The organism is Acrocarpospora corrugata (genome assembly GCF_009687845.1).
GTDB lineage: Bacteria > Actinomycetota > Actinomycetes > Streptosporangiales > Streptosporangiaceae > Acrocarpospora > Acrocarpospora corrugata.
The window spans coordinates 31,605-53,641 of the sequence record NZ_BLAD01000083.1; the positions used below are offsets into that span (position 1 = coordinate 31,605).

Here is a 22,037-nt window from a genome sequence, read left to right on the forward strand (position 1 = left end):
CCAAGGCTATGCCTGGCCGACCACCCGCGCGGCCCGGGGCAGCCGATGCGTCAGCGGCAGTTGCGGCAGCGTCCGAAGATGGTCAGGTGATGGACGTCGGTGTCGAAGCCGAGGCCGTCTCGCAGCCCGTCCACCATGCCCTGGACCAGGCCCGGCGGGGCTTCGACGATCTCGCCGCAGCCCCGGCAGACCAGATGCACATGGTTGGCGTCCGCCGCCAGATGGTAGGTCGGCGCGCCGTGGCTCAGATGGGTGTGCGTGACCAGGCCGAGCTCTTCGAGCAGCTCCAGCGTCCGGTACACGGTGGAGATGTTCACACCGCGGGCGGTCTGCTGGACCTTGCTGCAGATGTCCTCAGGGGTGGCATGGCCGAGCGCGGTCACCGCCTCCAGAACGAGCTGGCGCTGCGGTGTGACCCGGTACCCCTTGGCCCGCAGTTCTTCATGCCACGTCTCGGTCATGGAGGCGAGTTTATTCGCTTGCCCGACTCGCGAGAGCTCGCATAGCGTACGAATCACGCCGAGAGGAGGTGGTCCGAACAATGGTTGATCATAGTTGGGCTAGCGAGGTGGCTGTCCGCTAGGACTGGCGAACCGGACCAGCTCCGGATTACGCCATCCAGCGTAAATCCAGACAGACACCGGGACCCCGGGCAGTCGGCGGCTGAGGACAGGATCCTCCGCCATTGGTCCAGCCGACCCGCGTCGACAGGTTGCAACCAGCCGCGACGCGGAGTGTGCCCGGGGTTCTTCTCTGCCTCGCACCCATTCCGCCAAGCAACCAGGCAATTACGGTACGCGCAGGAATGTTCATGCGAATCCACTACCCCCGGACTCCCCATCTGCCCTGGTCTCCGGGAGTCCACTCGGACGACATCCGAGCCCGCGGCCTGACCGGTCTCGCCGGCCGGGAGGTGGTCGTCACCGAGAAACTCGACGGCGAGAACACCACGCTCTACCCGGACGGCCTGCACGCCCGCTCGCTGGATTCGGCGCATCACCCGTCCCGGACGTGGGTCAAAGGCCTGCACGGCCGGATAGCCCGATCAATCCCGCCAGGGTGGCGCATCTGCGGAGAGAATCTGTTCGCCCGCCACTCGATCGCCTATCAAGATCTGGACAGCTGGTTCTACGCCTTCTCAGTCTGGAACGGCGACCAATGCCTGGACTGGGACCGGACCGCAAATTTCACCAGAAAGCTGGGCATTCCCGTTCCGCGCGTTCTCTGGCGCGGCCTCTTCGACGAGCGCACGATCCAAGCCCTCCGCCTGGACCGGACCCGGCAAGAAGGTTATGTCGTACGGACGGTTGAAGGTTTCACGCGGGACGAGTTCGCCGATCGTGTCGCCAAATGGGTGCGTCCCAACCACGTGCAAACAGCCACGCATTGGATGACGGCTCCCGTCGTCGAGAACGGGCTGAGCCCGGCCGCCGCACTCTGGGACGTCCGCGCGGGATCGCCTCCGAACACGCCGGCCCTACTCGCCGCGACCAGGCTCGACCACACCGAACCCACCAACCGGCACGACCCCACCGAACCCGCCGGCCTGACCGAACCCACCGAACCCACCGGCCTGGCCGAACCCATCGACCTGTCCGACATATCCGCCCGCCTAGATCTACTCGGCCGTTCCGGGGACGCCCGGCTGGCGGGAGTGCTCGCGGCGCTCTTTCATGCCACCCGCCGAGCCTGGCTGGCTCCCCGACTGGTGGCGCCGCTCGGCATGCCCCTGGCACGACGCGTCGCCGACCTGGTCGGCCTGCACCCCCACCTGCATCAGCCATTCCCAGATGAATCCCGCCGATCCGGCCTGATCCGACTGGCCATCGCAGCCGACCTGGGCGTCCTCCACGCCGTCGCCGCCACCGTGGCGAACACCCCGGAGGCCCGTGACCAGGTCGCCTGGTCAGAACTGCACACCGAAGAAGCCGGACTCCTCACCGAGGACCCTTGGGCGACCATGCGCACCGAAATGCGCGCGAAGCTCGGACATGGCGACGTCGCGGACCGATGCTGGGCCGAGACGCGGGAGGCATACGCACTCGGGCGAATCAGCACAGCCGACGAGGGCATCGCACGAGGCTGGCGCTGGCGAACCGGCGACTTCCCCCGATTGATCATCACCGTCGGCCCGTCAGGCAGCGGAAAGAGCACCTTCGCCCAGACCCTCGGGCAACCGATCATCTCGCTCGACGAGCTACGCGAAGCCCGAGGATCCCGCTCAGACCAAGGCGCGAATCCCGACATCTACCGCGCCGCCCTACAAAAACTCGACACGTCCCTCGCCGGCGGCGGAACAACCATCTGGGACGCAACCGCCCTCAACCGACGCCAACGCTCAATGCTCCTGAAGGTAGCCAAACGCCGCAACACCCTAACGACCTACGCGCTCATGCTCGTCCCCGACGACATCGTCACCCAGCGGAACACCAACCGCCCCCACCCGGTCCCGGCAGAGATCCTCACCAGCCAGCTCCGCCGCTTCAACCCACCTTTCCCCGGCGAGGCACACCGCACGTGGTACATCGGATCAGAGGGAACCGTACTCGACACAGCGGGAACCCTCGACGGGGAGGACTGACCATGCGCACCAGCGAGGAGATCTATCACCAGATCCGCTGGGATCCCCGTTTCGATCCGGCCAAGTTCGTTCTCGGGGTCAATGTGCGCGGGGCCGAGCCGAAGCGCGTGCCGCTGCCCGCTTTCGTGCCCGGCGGCGACATCCCGTGGCATCGGATCATGTTCGTCGAGGCGGACGGCGAGACGGTGTGGGATCGGGCGACCGGGCTGGATGTGGTCAACATCTCGCAGGCCGGTCGCGCTGAGGATCCGCGGAAGTTGAATGCGCCGTTCTTCACGGCGGGGACACCGCTTGCCTGGGATCCGCTGCTGGGATGGAGTCCGGCCGAACGAGGGCCAGCCTGGCAGCCGGGCACGTTGCGGGTTCTGACGTGGAACGCCCTCTGGGATCGGTATTTCAGCGAGCGGATCGACACCGCCCGTCGCAGGCCGCTGCTGGTGGACGCGCTGGAGCGAGCCAACGCCGACGTCCTCTCGCTTCAGGAGGTGGAAGCCGACCTGCTCGACCTCATTCAGAGCACCCCGTGGGTCCGCGACGGCTACACGCTCTGCGCCGACGACATCGGCAGGAACAAACTGCTCGTGCTCAGCCGGGTACCGATCCGCGAGGCGGGCCTGCACGCCTATGGCCCCTACAAAGCGCTTTCCGCGATCACCCTGCACTCGGCCACCCACCCCATCGTGCTGGCGACCACCCACCTGACCAGCGACCACGCCCAGAACGGCCCGGCCAAACGCGAATCGGAGCTGGCCACCATCGTCGAAGGCCTGCTCAGCGTGGACGCCGACGTGATCCTGATCGGTGACTTCAACGACGACGGCCACCCCGAGAAGGCCCTCGGCATGCGCGACGCGTGGAGCGAGATCCACGGCTCCGCGGACGCCACCCCGACCTACGACCCCACCAGAAACCCGCTCGCCGCCATCCAGTCCCTCGGCGGCCGTCCAGCGCGAATCGATCGGGTACTGCTTCGCGGCCCCGCCCTACGCCCGACCACCGCGATCCTCCTGGGCGACTCCCCAGCAGCCCCCGACGGCCTGTTCCTCTCCGACCACTACGGCCTCGCCGTGGACATCAACACCCTCCCCGGCACGGACGCCTTGGAAGTCCCTTCAACCGCCCGAACGGCCATCGCCTGGATCCCACCCAGCGAACTCTGGCCCACCATCCAGGAGATCCGCGCCAAACACGACCCGCAAATCGACCGCTGGCCACCCCACATCACCCTGATGTCAGGCTTCATCCCCGAATCCGCCTTCGAGGAAGCCGCTCCCCTCCTCACCGCCGCAGCCTCCACCACCGCCCCCTTCACCGCCCAACTACACGGCGTCCACGCCTTCCACCACCGCAACGACAGCACCGTCTGGCTCGCCCCCGGCACCCCCGACCCCTGGACAACCCTCCGCCACGCCCTCGAAGCCGCCTTCCCCGCCTGCCGAACCCGCGACGAGACCTACACCCCCCACCTAACCCTGGGCAAAACCCGCAACCCCGACCGCCTACTCGCCGAATGCCACACCCGCCTCCCGCCGATGTCCGCCCACGTCGGCGAACTGGTCCTACTCTCCCGCCGCGCCAACGAACCAATGCGCCCCCGCGCGACCATCACCCTGGGCACCGGCGAACTCCACTGGATCACCGAGCGAGCCGCCCCGAATATCAGCGACACCTCGCAGGCCAACCTGAGCCGTTCCAGCAGCATGTCCGCATCCCAGACCGGGCGTAGTCACTCCCTGAACGGGCGGGTCGAGGATGTGGTGACGCGGCTAGAAGGCTGCCTGAGTGAAGGTGCGGTTCATGTGGTCGGGTCGCGGCGGCTTGGCTGTGCGTTGCCCGGAGCGGATCTTGATCTGGTGGTGGCGTTGCCCGGGGTGGTTGATCTCTCGCAGGTCGAAATGCGTGTGGCGGAAGTGCTTCCGGAAGCGACGGGGACGCGGCGGGTGATCGGTGCGCGGGTGCCGGGGCTGCGGATGCGGGCCGGGGGTCTGGATATCGATCTGGTGGTTGTGGGAACCGGTTCCATTCCGCCCGGTGACGCGGTAGCTCGTCGTACCGAGCTGGATGAACCGTCCGCGACAGCTCTGAGCGCGGTCAGCGATGCGGATGCAATTCTTGCGGCGGTCGCCAAGAACAAATCCGGATTTATCACGCTTGCGCGGCAGGTGAAGGGATGGGCACGGACGCGCGGACTGGACTCGGCTCCGTTCGGCGGGCTCTCGGGGCTGGCGTGGACCATACTCGCGGCCCGGACGGTGATCGAGTCGGACGAGCTCCCGCCAGGGGAGTTGCTCCAGCAGTTCTTCGCGACCTGGGCCGCCTGGGACTGGCACGAACCGATCGCCCTCGGCCAGGTCGCCCGCTCCGACGCGCCCATCCAGATCATGACCGCAACCGCCCCGGTACGCCCCTGCAGCGACCAGGTCAGCATCGGCGGACGCGATCTACTCACCCAGGAGCTCTACCGCGCCTGGGAAACCACCGACATCGACGAACCGCCACCCCTCCACCGCCGCCACGCGGCCTGGGCGATCGTCACAATCCACGGCGACGTCGGCAAGGCCCGAGGCCGAATGCGCGCCCTCCTGGCCTTCCTGGAACGCGCGGGAGCACCGGACGCACACGCCTGGCCCCGACCGTTCCACACCGGCCCACGCTCAACCCGCTACGCGATCGGCCTCGGCCGCACACCCCCGGACACCGCGACCATCACCGAGATCGCGACCCGCTGGACCGAAACCCTGCCCGGCGTCACCGTCACCCGAGCAGAAGGCGGCGACGTCCCCACCCTCGGATGAACCGTGGGCTGCCCGGAATTACCTTCGGACTGGCACCCGTTACGGACATGGTCACGCCGATGGCGGTGCGGGTCTCGGCCACGCCGGGGCCAACCGGTCTGAAGGCCAGCGGCGCGGCGCCCGTCGAGGAGCTGGCCCGAACGGAACGCGGCAACGACCCCATCCTGAGCTGACCCAGGTCAGTGCGCTCCCCGGGCGGGTACTCCGAGTGCCGCGCACGCCTGTTCGTACAGTTTGACCACCTCGGTGCGGACCTGGGCGCGTTCGGTCAGGGTGGTGCTCCACGGAACGCGGATCTCGTCGCCGGCCACCTCGAAGTAGATCGCTTCGCCGTCCACGTTCGTGGTGTGGGCCGCGGTCGCGTCGGGGCGGCCGCCGAGGGCGCGGACGATCAGGAGGGCGTCGGCGGCGTGGTCGTCGTTCATGTGGCGTTTGATGGCCGCGACGGCCTCGTCCGTGAAGGGGTTGCTCATGTGGACAATCCTAGGTTCACGGTTCGCCGGTGAATTCGGCTGCCTTCTTGAGTTCGGCGGAGGCGTGGGACTGGAGGGGCTGGCCGACGGCGGCCATGTCGTAGGCGTACATGAGGCTGCCGTTGACCAGGCCGTACAGGCGGCGGCCCGCCGAGTACTCCTTGGCGGTGGCGGTCCTGGCGACCACGTCCGTCTGGAGTTCGATCTTGTGGAAGACGACCTCGCCGACGTAGATCTCGACGATGCCGGTCGGGTGGGCCAGGCAGACTTCAAGCTGCCGTTCGGGCTGGATGCGCCAGAAACCGGTCTCCCGGGAGAGCGGCCGGACCTTGTTGCCGTCGGCGTCGAGCAGCCAGCTCCGGCTCGCGTACGTCAGGAACGGCTTGCCGTTGTGGCCGAAGAGGATTTCCTGGCCGAAGTTGGCGCTCTCGATCGTCGGATAGCCGATGACGCCCGCGCCCTCCCAGCGGCCCAGCAGGAAGGCTATCGGTTCGAGATCGGGATGTACGTCCATGGCGGTCAAGCGTAGTACCCGGCGTAGGCTCTTCCCATGGCACGCCAACTGGTGATCAAGGTAACAGCGGGCGCCGACGCGCCCGAGCGGTGCAACCAGGCGTTCACGGTCGCGACGGCGGCCCTGGTCAGCGGGGTTCCGGTGTCGCTCTGGCTGACCGGGGAGTCGGCGTGGTTCGCGCTGCCGGGGCGGGCCAAGGAGTTCGAGCTGGACGAGGCGGCCCCGCTGGAGGATCTGCTGACGGCGGTCCTGGCGGGCGGCCAGGTGACGCTGTGCACCCAGTGCGCCGCCCGGCGCGGGATCACCGTGGACGACGTGCTGCCGGGCGTCCGGATCGCGGGCGCGCCCACCTTCGTGGAAGAGATCCTCCACGAAGGCGTGCAGGCGCTCGTCTACTAGGGCAGGACGGCCGCGAGCCGTTCCTGGCGGAGGCGCTCGTACCAGCCGTCCTCGATGGCGGGGAGCGGGCCGACGGCCCAGCGCAGCAGCAGGTCGGCGAGGCCGGGGTTGCGGGCCAGGGCGGGGCCGTGCAGGTAGGTGCCGACGATCTTGCCGGTGTGGCAGCCCTCGGTGCCGTCGCCGTTGCCGGTGCCGACGATGGTCTTGGAGAGCGGCCGCACGCCGGGGCCGAGGTGAGTGACGCCCATGTGGTTCTCGAACCCGGTCAGGGTGGGCACGCCCAGTTCGGGGTCGACGTCGGCGGCGAGTTCGCCGACCGAGCGGCGTTCGCCCCGGCTGGAGCTGATGTCGAGCAGGCCGATGCCGGGCACCGGCTGGCCCTCCTCGCCGCCGAAGACCGAGCCCATGATCTGGTATCCGGCGCAGACCGCCAGCAGGGCCGCGCCGCGCGCGATGGCGCGCTGCAGGCCGCCGTCCCGGCGCAGGCGTTCGGCCCCGAGGATCTGCGGCCGGTCCTCACCACCGCCGATCAGGTAGATGTCGCCCTGCTCTGGCACCGGATCGGAGGAGCGCACGTGCACGGTCTCCACGGGAATGCCGCGCTTGTGAGCCCGCTGCTCCAGCACCAGCACATTGCCCTGATCCCCATAAGTGCTCAACAAATCCGGATAAATCCAGACAATTCGCAAGCTACTCTGCACGGCCGAACTCCGTCCGGATCGCCTGGAAGGCGGTGTAGTTGGCGATGACGTCGATGTCCCCCGGCGGCAGCGAAGCCACCGCCTGCCCGAAGGAGTCCCGGAGCGTGAACGGCACCCCGGCCACGTCGAGCCGGAGCGCCAGGTCCAGCCGCCGCTCGCCGGTCACCTGGACCGGCCGCCCGTTCAGGATGCGGTAGTCCACGTCCCACAGCCACGAGGTGTCCCGTCCGTCGGGCCCCTGCGCGTTGACCGACAGGATGATCGGCCGCTCCGCGCTGGACACGTCGAACGCCTCCAGCCACCCGGCCGGGTTCTTGGCCAGCAGCAGCCGCAGCGACCGCCCGTCCCGCTCCACCGTCGTGTACCGCCCGGCCACCGAGGTGACCTCGCGCAGCCGCGGCAGCGCCAGGTGCGGGGCCAGCCCGAACGCCTCTGCGGTGGCCAGCGCGATGGCCGCGTTGGACCGGTTGGCCAGGCCTGGCAGCTTCAGGTTGAGCCGCCAGCGGTCCCCGCGCGGGTCGATCACGTCCTCGTCGTCGAGCACCCAGTTGGGTTCCGGCCGGTGGAAGGTGCACTCCCGGCAGGCCCAGTCGGCGGCCTTGCGGTCCAGCGGCCCGCCGCACTCGGGGCAGCACCAGGAGTCCTCCCGCCAGCGCTGCCCGCCCGCCACCCAGGTCACCCGGGCGGCGGTGGACGCCCCCCAGGTCACCAGCGGATCATCGCAGTTGGCGATCACGTGGGCCGGTTTCCCGTCCAGCGCCCGCCGCCACTTCTGCGCCAGCAGCCAGATCTCGGCCGCCCGGTCCATCTGGTCCCGGCTCAGGTTCATCAGCACGACGACCCCGGCCTCGGTGGTGTCGAGCACCTCCGGCAGGTACTTCTCGTCCACCTCCAGCACCGCGTACGGCGCGGCCTTGTTGGTCGACAGCGCCGACACGTGCCCGGCCGGCATGTTCGCGCCGAAGGCGTTGCTGGCCACGTCGCCCAGCTCGCGCAGCGCCGCCGTGATCAGCCGGGTCGTGGTCGTCTTCCCGTTGGTGGCGCTGACCAGGGCCAGCCGCCGGTCGGCGGCCAGCTTCCTGAGCAAATCCGGTTCCAGCAGCAGCCCGACCCGGCCGCCGATCACTGATCCGTCGCCGCGCCCGGTGGCCCGGGACAGGGTCGCGGCCGTCCGCCCGAGGGCACTCGCGAGCTGCGCCCGCAACGGCAACTGGCTCACGGGGCCCTCTCCTCATCGTGCTGGCTCATGACGAGATCCTAGCCGCGCCGAGCGGTCAGGAAACGGGCGCCTCGATGAAGGAAAGCTCGGCGGGGGTGTCCCCGTCGAACGGGAGCACGAATCGGCGCGGCCAGGACAGCACGGTCTCCAGCCAGCCGGCCCCCATGGTCTGCGCGACGTGCCTGATCCGCTCCCTCGGCTCGACGCCGATGGCGACCGTGGTGACGTCCTTCTGGATGCCCTCGTGCTCGTCGTCGCCGAGCACGACCCGCCAGGCCAGCGCGCGGTTGCGGTCCACCTCCATGGAGAGCGGGTGGTGCCGCAGCGCCTTGGCCCGGTGGCCGAGCAGTTCGGGCCGCCCGGCGGTCTCCTGGCCGCCGTTCAGGCCCTGGTGCGCGTACGGCCGGCCGGACGCGTCCGTCCCGAACAGCGCGTACTCCATGGCCGGGGCGGGACTGCGCAGATTGGGCGCCGGATGGCCGAAAGGGAACAGCCGGTCGACCTCGTGCAGCCACCGGATCTGCGGGATCACCCAGGCCGGCCCCGGCCGCTCCCCGGCAGCCATCGGCGGCGTCTCGGCGCCCGCCCCCAGCAACCCTGCGGCCACCTCGGCGGCCTTCTCGGTCAGCAGCGTCGGGTCGAACCAGGTACGCAGCGACCACGCCCGCCGCGCCACGCGCTGCTCCACCAGGGTCGCCAGCAGGCACTCCCGGCGGCGCGGCGGCAGCTCCGACCAGATGTCGTTGAGGATCCTCGGCACCCCAGGCAGCGACCGGTTGGTCACGAACGCCAGCACCACCGTGTCGGTCCATATCCGCAGCCACGCCCACTCGGGCGCCTCGGCCAGCAGGTCGGCCTCCCGCACCTCGAACAGGGTGCACGCCTTCCCGGTCCGGCATTCGCGCCCGCACGCCGCCGACCGCCGTCCGCAGATCGGCGGGGTCGGCCCGAGCAGCACGTGCTCCCGGTCCTCCCCCAGCGGCACCTGGATCCGCAGCGGCCGGTCCATGCCGTCCGCGAACACGGCGGCGAAGCCGGGCTGGAGCGACACGACCTGCCGGGACTGCTCCTCGCTCAGGTTCATGGCCGCGCCCACCAGCTGCCGGTCGTCCTCGGCGGGCAGCCGGTGCATGACCTTCAGCGCGGTGTTCTTGACCACGTCGGAGACGAGTTTGGTGGGGATCTGCTCGGCCACGATGATGCCCTCGCCGTACGCCCGGATCTCGGCGAGCATGCCGGCCAGCAGTTCGACGGCGTGGGTGGAGGCGCGCTGCGCGCCGCGGTCGCGGAGCAGCCGGTGGGCCTCCTCGATCACGATGACGTGCTGGAGGCCGCTGGTCTTCTCCTGTCTGGCCCGCATCCGCAGGTGCTCCACGATCCGGATGATCAGCGTGCCCATCAGGAACGCCTTGTCCTCGTCGTTGGCCACGTCCTCGATGGCCAGCACCACGTTGCGCTGGAGCAGGTCGCCGATGTCGGCCGGGTGGCCGCCCTCGAAGAACCTCCCGGCGGAGCCGACCCGGAGCGAGCGCAGCCGGAGGGTGATGAAGCCCTCCACGTCGGCCTGGACCTCGTTGCCGTACCCGATCTCCTGGATCACCTCCAGGGCGTGCTGCTGGAGCTGTTCGAGGGTGGGGATGGCGGGCTGCACGGCCGCGCCGGGGATGCCGCCGCCGGTGACGACGTCCCAGCCGTTGGCCTCGTAGACGCGCTGCAGGGCCAGCGACATGATCTGCGGGAACGGCTCCTCGGCGTCGAAGGCGGCCATGAACAGGGCGCGGACCATGTCGATGTGGGCCTGCACGGGGTAGCCGGGCTCGGGGGCCAGCGGGTTGACGCTGAACGGCACGTTGTCGGGCGCGGAGGGGTTGATCACGGTCAGCGGGGCGTACTGCTCGACCCGGCCGGCCATGGCGGAGTACTCGGATTTGGCCGGTTCGATGGCCAGCCACGGGATGCCGGCCTTGGTGAGCTGTTCGAGCAGGTGCCGGACCGTCTGGGATTTGCCCGAGCCGGTCGCGCCGGTGACGAAGGCGTGGCGGTTGAGGGTGGCCAGTGGGACGCGGAAGCGGCCGACGGCGCGTTCCTGGCCGTCCATGATCGCGCCCAGGTCGATCATCTCGCCGGTGGTGCTGTCGGCCTCGCTGGTGACGTCGAAGAAGCCGGTGTCCAGCACCCGGACGCCGGGGACCTCGCGGCGGGGCAGCCCGGCCAGCGCGGCCAGCGCGCCCGCCGTGGCGGCGAAGGGGGCGGCGGCGCTGTCGGTGGGGTCCTGGAAGTTGACGCCCAGGGCCTCGCCGAAGCCGTAGACGAGTTCGGCGGCGTTCGGCCGGGCCGGGCCGGCCATGGCGCTGCGCAGCCGGTACGGATGGTGGCTCATCTCCACCGACCCCACCAGCACCGGCGCGATCTGCCGGAGCTCCTCCGGCCCGGCCGCGCCCGCCAGGACCCGGACGTTCCACAGCCCGGCCTCCCGGAACGCGTCCAGCTCCTGCATCCGGCGTTCGGCCCGTTCCGCGTCGTAGCGGGAGCGCTCGGAGGCGTCGCCGTACTGGCGGAGCACGTTCAGCTGGGTGCGCAGGTGGGCGACCTCGGCGTCGAGCAGGTCGGTGGGCTCGGCGATGACGACCCAGGCGAACGGGCGGGACATCAGCGTGGTCAGGGTGGACTCGAACAGGGTCGGCTGCTTGATGTCGTCGGGCGCCGGCTCGCGGCGGCCGGCCAGCGGCGGCGCCTGGCGGCCGGGGCACGGCGTCCAGACCAGGTCGGCCAGGTCGGCCAGCCAGTCGTCGCCGATCTCCACGCCGCGCGCGCCGCCGGGGAACAGCAGTGGCTGCGGCCCGGTGGCGACGACCTCGACGGCGGCGGCGGCCCGGCGCGGCGGCCGGGGCGGCGTCAGCGGCCCGGCGTTGGTGATCAGCTCCAGCGGCGCCCCGGAGCCCCGGGACAGCCAGCCGATCACGAACGGGCGGTCCCGCTGCGCGGCGGAGAGCACCGCGGGCAGGACGTTGACGAAGTCCCACTCGGCGGACGACGTACGCGACGGCGCGGTGATCGCCTGGATCCGATACCACGGCCCGCTCAGGGGGAACGGTTGCATGAGGCCCCTCTCTCACAGGCTCTCAAGGTCCTTTGCCGATCATGGTCACATATCCATGTTGGCGAACCTCTTACCGTGTCTATTCACGAGCCAGAAGGATCGGCCTCAGCGACCCGGCTTGCGCCAGTCCAGCCGGGGCGGCGGTGGTCCCAGGTTGGGCGGCGGCGCCTCCTCGTCGAGCGCCTCCACCACCGGGGGCGGGGCGGCCGGGCGGATCGCCCGTACCTCCTGGAGCGTGGTCTTGGGGAAGGTGAGGATCGCCGGGTTCGCGTCGGCCAGCCGGACCTCCCGCCCGTCCGCGGTGGCGTGGGTGACGATCACCGAGGTGGTCGGCAGCTGCTGCAGCTGGTGCGGTTCGACCAGGAACTCCCTGGAGCGGTGCATGACCCCTTCCGTGACCGTTCCCGCGTTACGCCCCCACTCAGTGGATTCGGTGATCCCGGCCCGCAGGTCCGGCTTGTCGCGGTGTTCCGTCTCGGTACGGCTCGCGCCCACGGTCGAGGTGTAGAACCCGCCGCCCCCGTTGACCGCCGAACTGACCGACTCGGTCAGCTGGGCCAGCTCCAGCCGGTGCTCGGTGCCGACGTGCTCGCTCGCCACCCGGGCGTCCTCGGCGTTGCCCAGCCGCATGAACGCCACCGCCGCGTGCCCGCGCCCGAGCCGCTCCCGGACGGTCGCGGTGAGGCTGCGGTAGGTCAGCACCAGCCCGGTCTGCGAGGTCTCGCAGGCGTCCATCAGCCGGTCCAGCACGTCGCCGCGTAACTTGTCCGCCCCGGCCACGATGATCGTGTGATACCAGGGCCGCTCCGAGGCGGGCGACTGCCGCAGGATGTGGGTGAGCGCGGTCGCCACGTACGTGCCGAGCACCCGGTTGCCGAACACGCCCGCCTGCCGGTCCATGCTGACCACCCGGAGCCGGGCCGGCGGCAGCCGGACCGCCTCGGTGCCGAGGGTCTCCAGCTTGCGCAGCTGGGATTCCAGCGCCCAGGCGCGCTCGATCACCACCCGGTCGGCCACGCCGCGCCCGAACAGGGTGCCGATGCGTTCGAGCTGGGTCGCGGTGAGCAGCCCGAACCGCAGGTCGTCGCGGGGGTCGCCGACCTGGGCCAGGGCCCGCAGCGCGGCGGTCACCTGGCTGATCGTGGCGGTCTCGCCGAGCACCTCCAGGACGCGTTCCAGGATGGCGTTGTCGAAGCCGATGTCCCTGCTGGTCTCCTCGCTGACGCTGACCACGTGCGCGAGCACGTCCGCGAACGCCTCCGGCTTGAGCGTCGCGCCGAGGTCCAGCTTGGGCAGGTCCGTCGGGAGCACCCAGACCAGCGGGTCGTCGCCGCCGCGTCTGGCCAGCTCGATCAGGTCCTTGGCGATGGCGCCCTCGGACAGGTCCAGCACGGTCAGGTGGCCGCCGCTGTACAGCCGGGTGGCGCCGATCAGGGTGATCAGGGCGGACCAGCCGGGGAGGGTGCCGCCGGCCACGTCGACCCGGTCGATCTCGTCGGGGACGGCCACCGCGTACCAGCTGAGCTGCCGGTCGAACAGGGCCTTGCGCTCGGACCACTCGCGGTACTTCTCGGCGTGCTCCTGCTGGGCGGCGGCGATCTCGCGGTCCTTGCGGGCACGTTCCCTTTCGGCGCGCGAGCGGCGTTCGTTGACCCGGGTCTGGACCGCGCGGCGGCCCTGCCTGATCGCGTACGAGCAGATCCCGGCCACGCCCCCGGCGGCGACCAGGCCGATGGCGACGAACGACCAGTCGAGCAGGCCGGCCAGCCCGAGCAGCGCGATCACCACGGCGAGCACGGTCATGAAGGTGCGGAACAGCTTGACCGGGCGGTTGAGCAGATCCTCCTGGAGCTTCTCCTTGCGCGCCCACTCGGGGTCGATCGCGGGCGGCTCCAGGTCCTCGCGGGCCGGTCGTTTGGGCGGCGGACCGGGATCTGGGTGCAGCAGAGCGTACTGCCAGCCCAGGTAGATGCGATCAGCCTGAAGCTGGGCATGCTCCGGGTGCGCGTCGCCCACGAGCCCTCCATGTCCGCCCTGCGTCACAGCGTAGGAGCTGGATCGCCTATCAGGGCAGGGTTCTCGCTATTCGGACGGCTTTCCGACCAAAGATAGGGACGAATGCGGCGGATGGTTCTGATGTGGGCGTACTACCATCCTTTCTCATGACGTCCTCCCCCCGTGGCGGCACCCGTCGCCGGCGCCCGGTACTCGTGCCGATCGCCGCGCTGATCTCGGTGTCCGGCCTGGGGGCGACGGCCGGCCTGGGCGGTTTAGCCGAGGCCAAGGAGCCCCCGCCGCCGACGGCCGCCCAGGGCGCGGTGGTCGATCAGGGCCGCTATCGCACCCAGTTCATCAAAGCCATCGAAACCACGACTGAGCAGTCTTTCGGCCCGCCGAAACGCAGCGTGGATCTGGTGCTCAAGGTCAGGAACACCGGTGAAGAGACCTCGCCGGTCGGATTACTCCCGGAACCCGGCAAACCGCCCTCGCCGCTGACGTCTTTCGCCGGTTCGCTGCTCAAGATCAGCCCGGAGATCAAGACCGAGTACGGCCCGAAGGCCTTCGTCCTCAGCTACGGCATCGAGAGCGGCCAGCTCCATCCGGGCATCACCGCCACCGTGGTCGTCCGGTACGAGATCGAGCCCGACACCGTCGTCCCCGCGTCGCTGACCGTGGAGGTCGGCAAGTTCGTCTTCGAGGCGCTCGGCTCCGGCGAACGGACCCGGTACTGGCAGTTGGTGCCAGGCCCCGGCTCCGCGGCCGGCAAGTTCGTGCCGGAAGTGGCCGCCCGCGTCTCCCTGCCGGTGCGCAAGGAGGACGCCTGATGGCCACCGCCACCCGGACCCGGCCCCGGGTCGCCCCCGCCCCCACCCCGCCGCGCCGTGGTTTCGCCCGCCGCGCCGGGGCCGCCGTCCTGGGGGTGGCCCTGTGCGCCTGCGCCGTGTACGCGCAGGCGCTGGCGATGCCGTACGAGCAGCTCGGCTCCAACCTGACCAGCCACGCGACCCTCGGCGAGACGACCGCGACCGGGCGGTTCAGCGTCAGGGCCACCTCGGTGGTCGCCGCCAAGGCGGTGGACACCCGCGACTACAGCGGCAAGGTGAGCAAAGTTCAGACCAGCCACGTGTTCCTGATCGTCGCCGTCACCGCGACCGCCCCCAAGGAACCGCTCAGGTTCGACGCGTCCACCACCGTCCTGGTCACCGCGGACGGAAAACGCTACCGCGCGACCGACAAGGTGGACCGAACGCTCACCCTGTTCGAGAAATGGGTGCAGCCCGGGTTCTGGTCGACCGGAAATCTGATCTTCGAAGTGCCAGTGGGGGCCGTGCCGGGAGCGAGCGTCATCGTGGCGTCGCCCAGCGGGGGGTTCCTGGTGGACTCGTTCGCGCCGGAGGTCGAGATCGATCTCCGGCTCACCGGTTCGGTCGTCTCGGGCGCCGAGGAATACCACCCGCTGGTGGCGGCATGAGCGGCGCGCCCATCGACGATCGGGACCAGAACGCCGACGCCCGGGGCTGGTTCGTGCCGCCGCCGGATCAGCCGACGGACATCACCCTGGCGGGGCACCTGCCGCCGCTGCGCGTGCCCAGGCCGGTCTACCCGGACCGCAGGGTCTGGCCGCCGCCACCGCCGCCGCCGTCCCCCGACGACGAGGGGTACTCGACCCAGCCGTTCCCGGTCATCGCCGCGCCGCTCCCGCCGTCCGCGCGTCCGCAGCCGCCGACGCCCCCTGCGCCGACGCCGACCGCTGAAGCCGTCGCCAAGCCCCGGCGGCGGGTCCTGTGGGGCTTCGTCCTGGTGTTCGCCGTGGCCGCGGCGCTGGCCGGGCCCGGGTGGTTCACCTACTCGACGTACAAGTCGGGGCGGCCGGACGATCGTGTGCACGTGGTTCCGGCCGGGCAGCCCGGCACCTGGCAGCACGTGTCCTGGACGGCGGCGGTCGAGCCGACCGACGGTCCGGCCGGCGCGACGCCCGCCCCCGACCGGCAGTGGCTGAAGGTCGTGCTCACCCGGACCGCGGTCGACGCGGAGGGCGCGACCCGGCACGGCAGTCCGCTCGACGTGACCCTGCGGGACCGGAACGGGCGGAGCTGGCGCACCGAGGAACTCAGCAACAAGACGCCGGCGACGGTGGCCGAGAACGTGGTCGGGCAGCCGTACCAGATCGAGATGCTCGGGATCGTTCCGGCGCAGGTGGCCGGCCAGGTCGAGGTGCACCTGCGGCCCAGCACCTATCGGGACATTCCCGGCCAGGAGGTCAAGGACCTGGTGAAGAGTTCGGTGGATAACCCCGAGACGCTGGAGAACGTTCTACGATTCCTGCGATGATCTTGCCCTGGTGGCCGCGATGTCGTACGTCGCCGCGACCAGGCACATCGACAGCACGGTGACCACGAGATCGGCCACGAAGGTGATGGGCACCTCGGTGACCATCCAGAAGAACGGCTTCTCGTCCCCGGCCAGGTAGAAGCCCGCGCGTTCCAGGTAGTCCCCGCCGATCTCCAGGCCGACGTAGCAGAGCGCGAACAGCCCGAACAACGGCGCGCCGCCCCGGATGGTCAGCCGGAGCGAGTTGAGCAGCGGAATCCAGCGCGAGGTCCATCCGCCGGTGAGTTTGGCCAGCGTCGTCCTGGTCAGGCTGTGCGCCTGGTCCAGCCGGTCGGCCGCGGACTCCAGCCTGGTGCCGCGGATCGTGGTGCGGGTGTCCTCCGCGTACGCGCCGTACACCAGGATGCCGACGGTCAGCCAGGTCAGCGGGATCGCCAGACCGTCGATGACGAACGGCCAGACATCCCCCAGGCGCGCCCACCCCGGCACGACCTTCGCGATCTCCTCGCTCAGCTCACGCCACCCGGCGACGACCGTCCGGCCGTCGAGCCAATCACCCCGGCTGTCGGCCAGCCAGGCGAGCGCGTTCAGCCCGTAGAAGGCGAAAGCGAGTTCCGAGAACGTGGTCGCGACCCCGGAGAAGCGCCCGCCGCCGGCCTCGTGGCGGCGGCCGAAGTAGGTCTTGAGCAGGAACGCGACGGCCATCGTGCCGACGGAGACCCAGATGTTCAGGTCCAGGAGCCCCCGCATCGAGGTGCTCTCCCGGCCCGCCAGGGCGGCGGTCATGATGTCATCGGGGTTCCGCATCATGTCGATGTCCACGAAGTCCCGGGCGTCCTGGGCGACGAAACCCCAGGTGATGTAGAGACCGGCGAACGCCAGCGCGGTCCGGTTGAGCGCGGTCAGCGTGTTCTCGTCGGCCGATCCCTCGGCGCGCCTGGCCCTGGTCTCCAGCAGGGCGCCGCGCACCGCGTACAGCATGCCCACAGTGGTGGCCAGCGAGACCATCACGACCAGAGTGAACAGGAACAGCACCCCGACCAGCCGGACCTGGTACCAGGAGCCATGCGAGAGGGTGGCGGCCAGCAGCAGGAGGGCCCACCGGACCAGGCGGCCGACGGTGAACCAGAGCATCAGCGGGACGGCGCAGGCGGCGGCTATCCGAAGGGCGTGCCACGGAGCCGCGTACCAAGGCAGCGGTCGGACGGCAAGTGCGGACGTTTCGGACATCCGCGTTATGGTAGCGAAGAGCCCCACCGGGTTGGTCAAATTTCGACAACCAGCCATCGGGGTGCACTCGTCTGCGCTGTCGCCGATGCGATGATGCGCGGCATGGGCATCGAGGGCGAAGCCGGGAGAAGTCCCGGCTTTCTGCTGTGGCGGGCCACCCAGCGGTGGCAGCGGGAGATCAACGCGGCCCTCCAGGTGGTGGGGATGTCGCATGTGCAGTTCGCGCTGCTGGTGGACCTGTGGTGGTTCGACCACCGGGGGCGGATGCCGACCCCGCGCGAACTGGCCGAGCACGCCACCGTGGACGACATGATGACCAGCCAGGTGATCCGCGTCCTGGAGGTCAAGGGCCTGCTGACCAGGGAGATCGACCCCACCGAGGAGCGGCGGCGGGTGCTCGCGATCACCGACGAGGGCCGCCGGCTGGCCGAACGCGCGGCCGAGATCGTGGATTCGGTCGACCGGCAGGTGTTCCACCTGGCGGGGCCGGAGAACGCGCTGATCGACGTCCTGAACGAGCTCGCGAAAAGCCCGGCCTCCTGACGGAGACCGGGCTTCCCGGAAGAAATCAGACGGCCACGGCCAGCTGGGCGACCTCGCCCAGCTTCGCCTCGACCGCGATGTCCTTGCTGACCCCGCCGCCCGCGATGATGCGGACGGTCCACGAACCCGGGGCCGCGAAGAAGCGGAAGATGCCCTCGTCGGAGACGACCACTTCGCCGGTGAACTCACCGGAGTGGTCAAGCAGCCGCGCGTACGCGGTGCCGGCGCCGGTGACGACGCCCTGGATCACGGCCTGCGAGGCCAGATCGATGCCGGCCGGCAGAGCCACGGTCTGCTCCGGCGCGGCGCAACCCTGAACAGTCATCAGAGAGCCTCTCCCAGTTCGACGGGGACGCCGACCAGCGAACCGTATTCGGTCCACGAGCCGTCGTAGTTCTTGACGTTGGGCTGGTCGAGCAGCTCGTGCAGCACGAACCAGCTGTGCGCGGAGCGCTCGCCGATGCGGCAGTAGGCGATGGTGTCCTTGCCGAAATCGACGCCCTGCCCGCTGTACAGCGCCTTGAGCTCGTCGTCGGAGCGGAAGGTGCCGTCGTCGTTGGCCGCCTTGGACCACGGGATGTTGCGGGCGGTCGGGATGTGGCCGGCGCGCTGCGCCTGCTCCTGCGGAAGGTGCGCGGGAGCCAGCAGCTTGCCGGTGAACTCGTCGGGCGAGCGCACGTCGACCAGGTTGAGCTTGCCGATCGCGGCGACGGCCTCGTCGCGGAAGGCGCGGATGCTCAGGTCCTGCTCGGTGGCGGTGTAGCTGGTCGCCGCCCGCTCGGGCACGTCCTTGGTCAGCTCGCGGGAGTCCAGCTCCCACTTCTTGCGGCCGCCGTCCAGGAGCTTGACGTCCTGGTGGCCGTAGAGCTTGAAGTACCAGTACGCGTACGCGGCGAACCAGTTGTTGTTGCCACCGTAGAGCACCACGGTGTCGTCGTTGCCGATGCCGCGGGACGACAGCAGGGCCTCGAAGCCCGCCTTGTCGACGAAGTCACGGCGGACCGGGTCCTGCAGGTCCTTACGCCAGTCGACCTTCACCGCGCCACGGATGTGACCCTTGTCGTAGGCGCTGGCGTCTTCGTCGACCTCGACGAGCACGATGTTCGGAGCGTCCAGGTTGGCTTCGACCCAGTCAGCGTCCACCAGGGTGGCGGAGCGGCTCATGAGATTCTCCCAGGTTGTAGACGGCGGATGATCAGAAAGACTTCGCAGCCCAGGCAGAAACCGAAAGCTGCGTTGAGGAAGGCGGCCAGCAGTGCCGCTGCTGTCGCACCCAAGGCCAAGGGGGTGACTCCGGTCGCGAATCCGATCAGGCCGACGAAGGCGAAGGCCATGCCCAGGCCCTGCGCGAATCGGGGCGGCGCCGCGTCTTCCAGCTCACTCGGCGGTCCCAGCCTGGGCCGCAGCACGTGCTTGAAGAACAGCACGTACGGCGCGGCGACGAATGCGCCGAGGACGAAGACCACGGCCTGGGCCGCGAGCAACCAGGGGCTGCCCGTGATCAGGACGAGTGCGAGAACCAGAGTCGTGACGGCCGCGCCGAAGCGAAGGCCTCGGGGATCAACTTGCATCGTTGGATGCTCCTGACGGGATTTCGCTTCTGCGGCGTGGTGTGGGACGCCGCGGGAATCACCCTCAGGCCTAGCGACAGAGTGCGGTGGCGACGCGGCAGAAGTCCACCGCGCGCCGCTTCGTGAGCAGCTCTGTCGTGGGAGTCATGTGCACGACAGTACCTTTCGTCTCGCCATCTGTCACTTCCCGTCCGGGTGTTGAGACATTCCGTCCACGTTCGGCGGAACGGCCAGACCCAGCGCGGCGATGACGTCGGCTTTCCTGGGCTGCCCGGAAGCACGTTTCACGATATTTCCGGAACTGTTCAGGATGAGGACGGTCGGGGTGCGGAGGATGTCGAAGGTGCGGACAAGATCCAGCCGGGACTCGGCGTCGATCTCGATGTGCCGGACCCCTGGGACCAGTTCGGCCACCTCGCCGAGCACCCGCCGGGTGGCCCGGCACGGCTGGCAGAACGCCGTCGAGAACTGCACCAGCGTCGCCCGCTCCCCCAGCGATTCACCGAAGTCCACGGCACTCTCTTTCGCCTTGGCCGAACGCAGCACGCCGTCGCGCCGCCTCAGAACCACGCCTAAGAGCGTGCCGCCGACGAGCGTCACCGCGAGCACCACAAAACCAGTCATCCATCGCGGAAACCAGGAACCCCCGGGAAGAATTCCCCGGGGGTTCCTCAGCCGTGAGACACGGCTCTCACGACGCTGGAGTCGGCACACCGTCCCTGATGGGCACGGCGACGATCTTCCGCCCGCTCGGGGTGATCAACTCGAACCGGTCGATCTGCTCGATCGTGTACTCCGAGGAACCCGGCGGGAGATGGGCCTTCCCTGCTTTGTAGTCGGACGCCTCGACGGTCCAGCTGGAGACCGGGGAGACGGTCCCCCGGCGGTTGACGGCCACCAGGCGGCAGGCCGTGCCGACCGGGATGCCGGACAGTTCGATGTCCACCCGAGTGCCGCCGGGCTCAGCGAACAGGCCGAGTGACAACTTGACCTTGCCGGCGGCGCCGGCGTAGCGGACCGGTTCACCGGCCGGCAGGCTCAGCACCTCGGGCGCGACCGAAGCCATCGCAGGCGCGCTGGGCCTGTCCGGGACCACCTTTCTCTGGGTGCTGTCGTCGGCCATCGTGCCGGCCGCTTCCTGCCCCTGCGAACTGGCGGGGGCCGCGCCGGCGGCGGTCATCTCCGGGCTGGAGTTCAGCGTCGCCGACAGCACCGCGCCGCCCACCGCGACCACCACGATCGAGGCGGCCAGCGACAGCAGCAGCCGGGAGCGCTTGTGACGCTTGACCGTCGCGGTCAGCAGCCGGTCCAGCACCACCCGGGGCGGGGTCGCGGCCAGCGAGATGTCACCCACGCTGACCCGGCCCAGCATGGTCGGCAGACCGGACAGTTCGGCCAGCTCCTCGGCGCACTCCGGACAGGTGTCCAGGTGCGCCTCCACGGCCGCCGTCTCCTCCGAGTCGAGCGCGCCGAGCACGTACACACCGAGTGACAACCGGGCTTCCTCGCAGCTCATCGGGGCCGTCATGGCGCCAGCCCCCGCTCCTCCAGCGCCAGCTTGAGCGCGCGCAGCGCGTAGTACGTGCGCGATTTCACCGTTCCGGGCGGGATGCCCAGGGACTCCGACGCCTCCTTCACGGACTGGCCTCCGTAGTACACGGCCAGCAACACCTCTCGATGTTCGGTACGGAGCGACGCGAGCGCCTCAGCAATCGCCCATGATTCGACGGCTTTATCTAGTTCATCGTCGGCGGGGAGCACGGCCAGCGCGTCATCGCCCGTCTCCGGCGGGCGGGACTTGCGGGCCCGGTGCTGGTCCACCACCAGGTTCCTGGCGACCGTGAACAGCCAGGCCCGGATCGGGCGGTCGGCCACCGGCCTGCGCCACGCGCGGAGGATCGTCTCCTGCACGATGTCCTCCGCCCTGCCTGGATCGCCCGTCAGTCGCACCACGTAGCCGTAGAGTGGCCCGGCGTGGTCGTCGAACAGAGCCCGCACGAGCTCCTCGTCTGCGGTGCCGGCTGGACTCACATCATCAAGACGTACCGGCCGGTCGCCTGGTTCAACTCCGGAGGGGAACATCGCTCGCCGTGCCCTGGACCAGCAGGCCCTCCTCGGTGGGGGTGACCTTGGTCAGCTTGAGGTTGAGCGGGAGCTCCTTGATCGGCACGGTGAAGGAGATCAGGCGCTCCGGGTTGGGGACGGGCACGCCACCCGCGATCTTGACGCTGGCCGGGGTGATCCGGAGGGTGCCCTTGTCGAGTTCGACCTTCATGTCGGCGGTGACGGGGACCTTCTGGCCGAGCACGGTGAGCTCGCCGGTGACCTGGATGGTGTTGTTGCCGCCGCCCTTGACCCTGATGCCGCGCGGGGCTCGGGCGTCCAGGGTCTTGTACGAGACGACGACCGTGCCGACGACGCGCTCCGCGCGCAGGTCGACGGTTTCCGGCTGCTGGATGAGGTCCATGAGGGGGGCCCGCACGCCGTACAGGGTCGCGTTCACGCTGGACAGGGAGATGCCTTCCTGGGTGATGTCGCCCATCTCGATGGTCACCTCCTCGTACCGACCGGCGATGGCC

The 22,037-nt window shown here is 69.9% G+C and carries 24 protein-coding genes; 8 read left to right on the top strand and 16 right to left on the bottom strand.

Annotated features, from left to right (window positions below; all coding sequences use genetic code 11):
• Positions 1 to 50: 50 nt before the first annotated feature.
• Complete coding sequence (locus tag Acor_RS32690; protein WP_155340637.1) at positions 51 to 461, bottom strand: Fur family transcriptional regulator; 411 nt, start codon at positions 459 to 461, stop codon at positions 51 to 53.
• A gap of 350 nt (positions 462 to 811) precedes the next feature.
• Here Acor_RS32690 and Acor_RS32695 point away from each other — a divergent pair, with 350 nt between their 5' ends.
• From Acor_RS32695 to Acor_RS32705, 3 genes are read left to right on the top strand one after another with little or no spacing between them, the layout of a single operon-like run.
• Positions 812 to 2,581 carry an RNA ligase family protein gene (locus Acor_RS32695; protein WP_155340638.1) on the top strand — a complete coding sequence of 590 codons (1,770 nt, stop codon included), beginning with the start codon at positions 812 to 814 and terminating at the stop codon, positions 2,579 to 2,581.
• A 2-nt stretch (positions 2,582 to 2,583) separates the two neighbouring features.
• Positions 2,584 to 5,376 (top strand): poly(A) polymerase, encoded by a 2,793-nt coding sequence (locus Acor_RS32700; RefSeq protein WP_155340639.1) that lies wholly within the window; start codon positions 2,584 to 2,586, stop codon positions 5,374 to 5,376.
• Positions 5,373 to 5,549, top strand: a complete 177-nt coding sequence (locus tag Acor_RS32705; RefSeq protein ID WP_155340640.1) for a hypothetical protein — start codon at positions 5,373 to 5,375, stop codon at positions 5,547 to 5,549. Before Acor_RS32700 ends, Acor_RS32705 begins: the two co-directional genes overlap by 4 nt.
• A gap of 6 nt (positions 5,550 to 5,555) precedes the next feature.
• On the opposite strand, the gene Acor_RS32710 is transcribed toward Acor_RS32705, so the two are convergent.
• Entirely contained in the window at positions 5,556 to 5,849 is a 294-nt protein-coding gene (locus Acor_RS32710; protein WP_155340641.1) for a DUF2470 domain-containing protein, read from the bottom strand.
• Between the two features lie 16 nt (positions 5,850 to 5,865).
• Entirely contained in the window at positions 5,866 to 6,363 is a 498-nt protein-coding gene (locus tag Acor_RS32715; protein ID WP_155340642.1) for a heme-binding beta-barrel domain-containing protein, read from the bottom strand.
• Positions 6,364 to 6,399: 36 nt separating this feature from the next.
• Here Acor_RS32715 and Acor_RS32720 point away from each other — a divergent pair, with 36 nt between their 5' ends.
• A complete protein-coding gene (locus Acor_RS32720; protein ID WP_155340643.1) occupies positions 6,400 to 6,762 on the top strand; it encodes a DsrE family protein in 363 nt (120 codons plus the stop codon).
• Here the strand turns inward: Acor_RS32720 and Acor_RS32725 are convergent.
• From Acor_RS32725 to Acor_RS32740, 4 genes are all read right to left on the bottom strand, one after another.
• Positions 6,759 to 7,463 carry a type 1 glutamine amidotransferase gene (locus Acor_RS32725; protein WP_155340644.1) on the bottom strand — a complete coding sequence of 235 codons (705 nt, stop codon included), beginning with the start codon at positions 7,461 to 7,463 and terminating at the stop codon, positions 6,759 to 6,761. The two genes, Acor_RS32720 and Acor_RS32725, sit on opposite strands and share 4 nt — an antisense overlap.
• The gene (locus Acor_RS32730) at positions 7,453 to 8,682 is read right to left on the bottom strand and encodes a MurT ligase domain-containing protein (RefSeq protein ID WP_155340645.1); all 1,230 of its coding nucleotides are present in this window, start codon (positions 8,680 to 8,682) and stop codon (positions 7,453 to 7,455) included. The genes Acor_RS32725 and Acor_RS32730 overlap by 11 nt, the downstream gene beginning before the upstream one ends.
• A 55-nt stretch (positions 8,683 to 8,737) precedes the next feature.
• Positions 8,738 to 11,782: an ATP-binding protein gene (locus Acor_RS32735; RefSeq protein ID WP_155340646.1), complete on the bottom strand. Its 3,045-nt coding sequence runs from the start codon at positions 11,780 to 11,782 to the stop codon at positions 8,738 to 8,740.
• A gap of 105 nt (positions 11,783 to 11,887) precedes the next feature.
• Positions 11,888 to 13,798: a hypothetical protein gene (locus Acor_RS32740; RefSeq protein ID WP_155340647.1), complete on the bottom strand. Its 1,911-nt coding sequence runs from the start codon at positions 13,796 to 13,798 to the stop codon at positions 11,888 to 11,890.
• A gap of 146 nt (positions 13,799 to 13,944) precedes the next feature.
• Between Acor_RS32740 and Acor_RS32745 the strand changes: the two genes are divergently transcribed.
• Genes Acor_RS32745 through Acor_RS45660 form a run of 3 tightly spaced genes read left to right on the top strand, consistent with a single transcriptional unit; the run spans position 13,945 to position 16,114 of the window.
• Entirely contained in the window at positions 13,945 to 14,607 is a 663-nt protein-coding gene (locus Acor_RS32745) for a hypothetical protein (protein ID WP_155340648.1), read from the top strand.
• Positions 14,607 to 15,254, top strand: a complete 648-nt coding sequence (locus tag Acor_RS32750) for a DUF4352 domain-containing protein (protein WP_155340649.1) — start codon at positions 14,607 to 14,609, stop codon at positions 15,252 to 15,254. The genes Acor_RS32745 and Acor_RS32750 overlap by 1 nt, the downstream gene beginning before the upstream one ends.
• Positions 15,251 to 16,114 (top strand): hypothetical protein, encoded by an 864-nt coding sequence (locus tag Acor_RS45660; protein WP_155340650.1) that lies wholly within the window; start codon positions 15,251 to 15,253, stop codon positions 16,112 to 16,114. Before Acor_RS32750 ends, Acor_RS45660 begins: the two co-directional genes overlap by 4 nt.
• Here Acor_RS45660 and Acor_RS32760 read toward each other — a convergent pair.
• The gene (locus tag Acor_RS32760) at positions 16,097 to 17,344 is read right to left on the bottom strand and encodes a hypothetical protein (protein ID WP_155340651.1); all 1,248 of its coding nucleotides are present in this window, start codon (positions 17,342 to 17,344) and stop codon (positions 16,097 to 16,099) included. The two genes, Acor_RS45660 and Acor_RS32760, sit on opposite strands and share 18 nt — an antisense overlap.
• Positions 17,345 to 17,446: 102 nt before the next feature.
• On the opposite strand from Acor_RS32760, the gene Acor_RS32765 reads away from it, so the two are divergent.
• Positions 17,447 to 17,887: a MarR family winged helix-turn-helix transcriptional regulator gene (locus tag Acor_RS32765; protein ID WP_155340652.1), complete on the top strand. Its 441-nt coding sequence runs from the start codon at positions 17,447 to 17,449 to the stop codon at positions 17,885 to 17,887.
• A 25-nt stretch (positions 17,888 to 17,912) separates the two neighbouring features.
• Here the strand turns inward: Acor_RS32765 and Acor_RS32770 are convergent, their stop codons facing one another.
• The 8 genes from Acor_RS32770 to Acor_RS32800 all read right to left on the bottom strand — a co-directional run.
• Positions 17,913 to 18,212, bottom strand: a complete 300-nt coding sequence (locus Acor_RS32770; RefSeq protein ID WP_155340653.1) for a DUF1416 domain-containing protein — start codon at positions 18,210 to 18,212, stop codon at positions 17,913 to 17,915.
• The gene (locus Acor_RS32775) at positions 18,212 to 19,051 is read right to left on the bottom strand and encodes a sulfurtransferase (RefSeq protein WP_155340654.1); all 840 of its coding nucleotides are present in this window, start codon (positions 19,049 to 19,051) and stop codon (positions 18,212 to 18,214) included. The genes Acor_RS32770 and Acor_RS32775 overlap by 1 nt, the downstream gene beginning before the upstream one ends.
• Positions 19,048 to 19,458 carry a DUF4395 domain-containing protein gene (locus Acor_RS32780; protein ID WP_155340655.1) on the bottom strand — a complete coding sequence of 137 codons (411 nt, stop codon included), beginning with the start codon at positions 19,456 to 19,458 and terminating at the stop codon, positions 19,048 to 19,050. Before Acor_RS32780 ends, Acor_RS32775 begins: the two co-directional genes overlap by 4 nt.
• Before the next feature lie 70 nt (positions 19,459 to 19,528).
• On the bottom strand, positions 19,529 to 19,606 hold the full coding sequence (locus Acor_RS46455) for a putative leader peptide (protein WP_373869571.1): 78 nt from the start codon (positions 19,604 to 19,606) through the stop codon (positions 19,529 to 19,531).
• A gap of 32 nt (positions 19,607 to 19,638) precedes the next feature.
• On the bottom strand, positions 19,639 to 20,082 hold the full coding sequence (locus Acor_RS32785) for a TlpA family protein disulfide reductase (RefSeq protein WP_155340656.1): 444 nt from the start codon (positions 20,080 to 20,082) through the stop codon (positions 19,639 to 19,641).
• Between the two features lie 67 nt (positions 20,083 to 20,149).
• A complete protein-coding gene (locus tag Acor_RS32790) occupies positions 20,150 to 20,986 on the bottom strand; it encodes an anti-sigma factor (RefSeq protein ID WP_155340657.1) in 837 nt (278 codons plus the stop codon).
• Complete coding sequence (locus Acor_RS32795; protein ID WP_155340658.1) at positions 20,983 to 21,540, bottom strand: sigma-70 family RNA polymerase sigma factor; 558 nt, start codon at positions 21,538 to 21,540, stop codon at positions 20,983 to 20,985. Before Acor_RS32795 ends, Acor_RS32790 begins: the two co-directional genes overlap by 4 nt.
• Positions 21,521 to 22,037: LmeA family phospholipid-binding protein (locus Acor_RS32800; RefSeq protein WP_170317186.1), on the bottom strand; the 517-nt coding region annotated here is incomplete at its 5' end. The genes Acor_RS32800 and Acor_RS32795, both read right to left, overlap by 20 nt.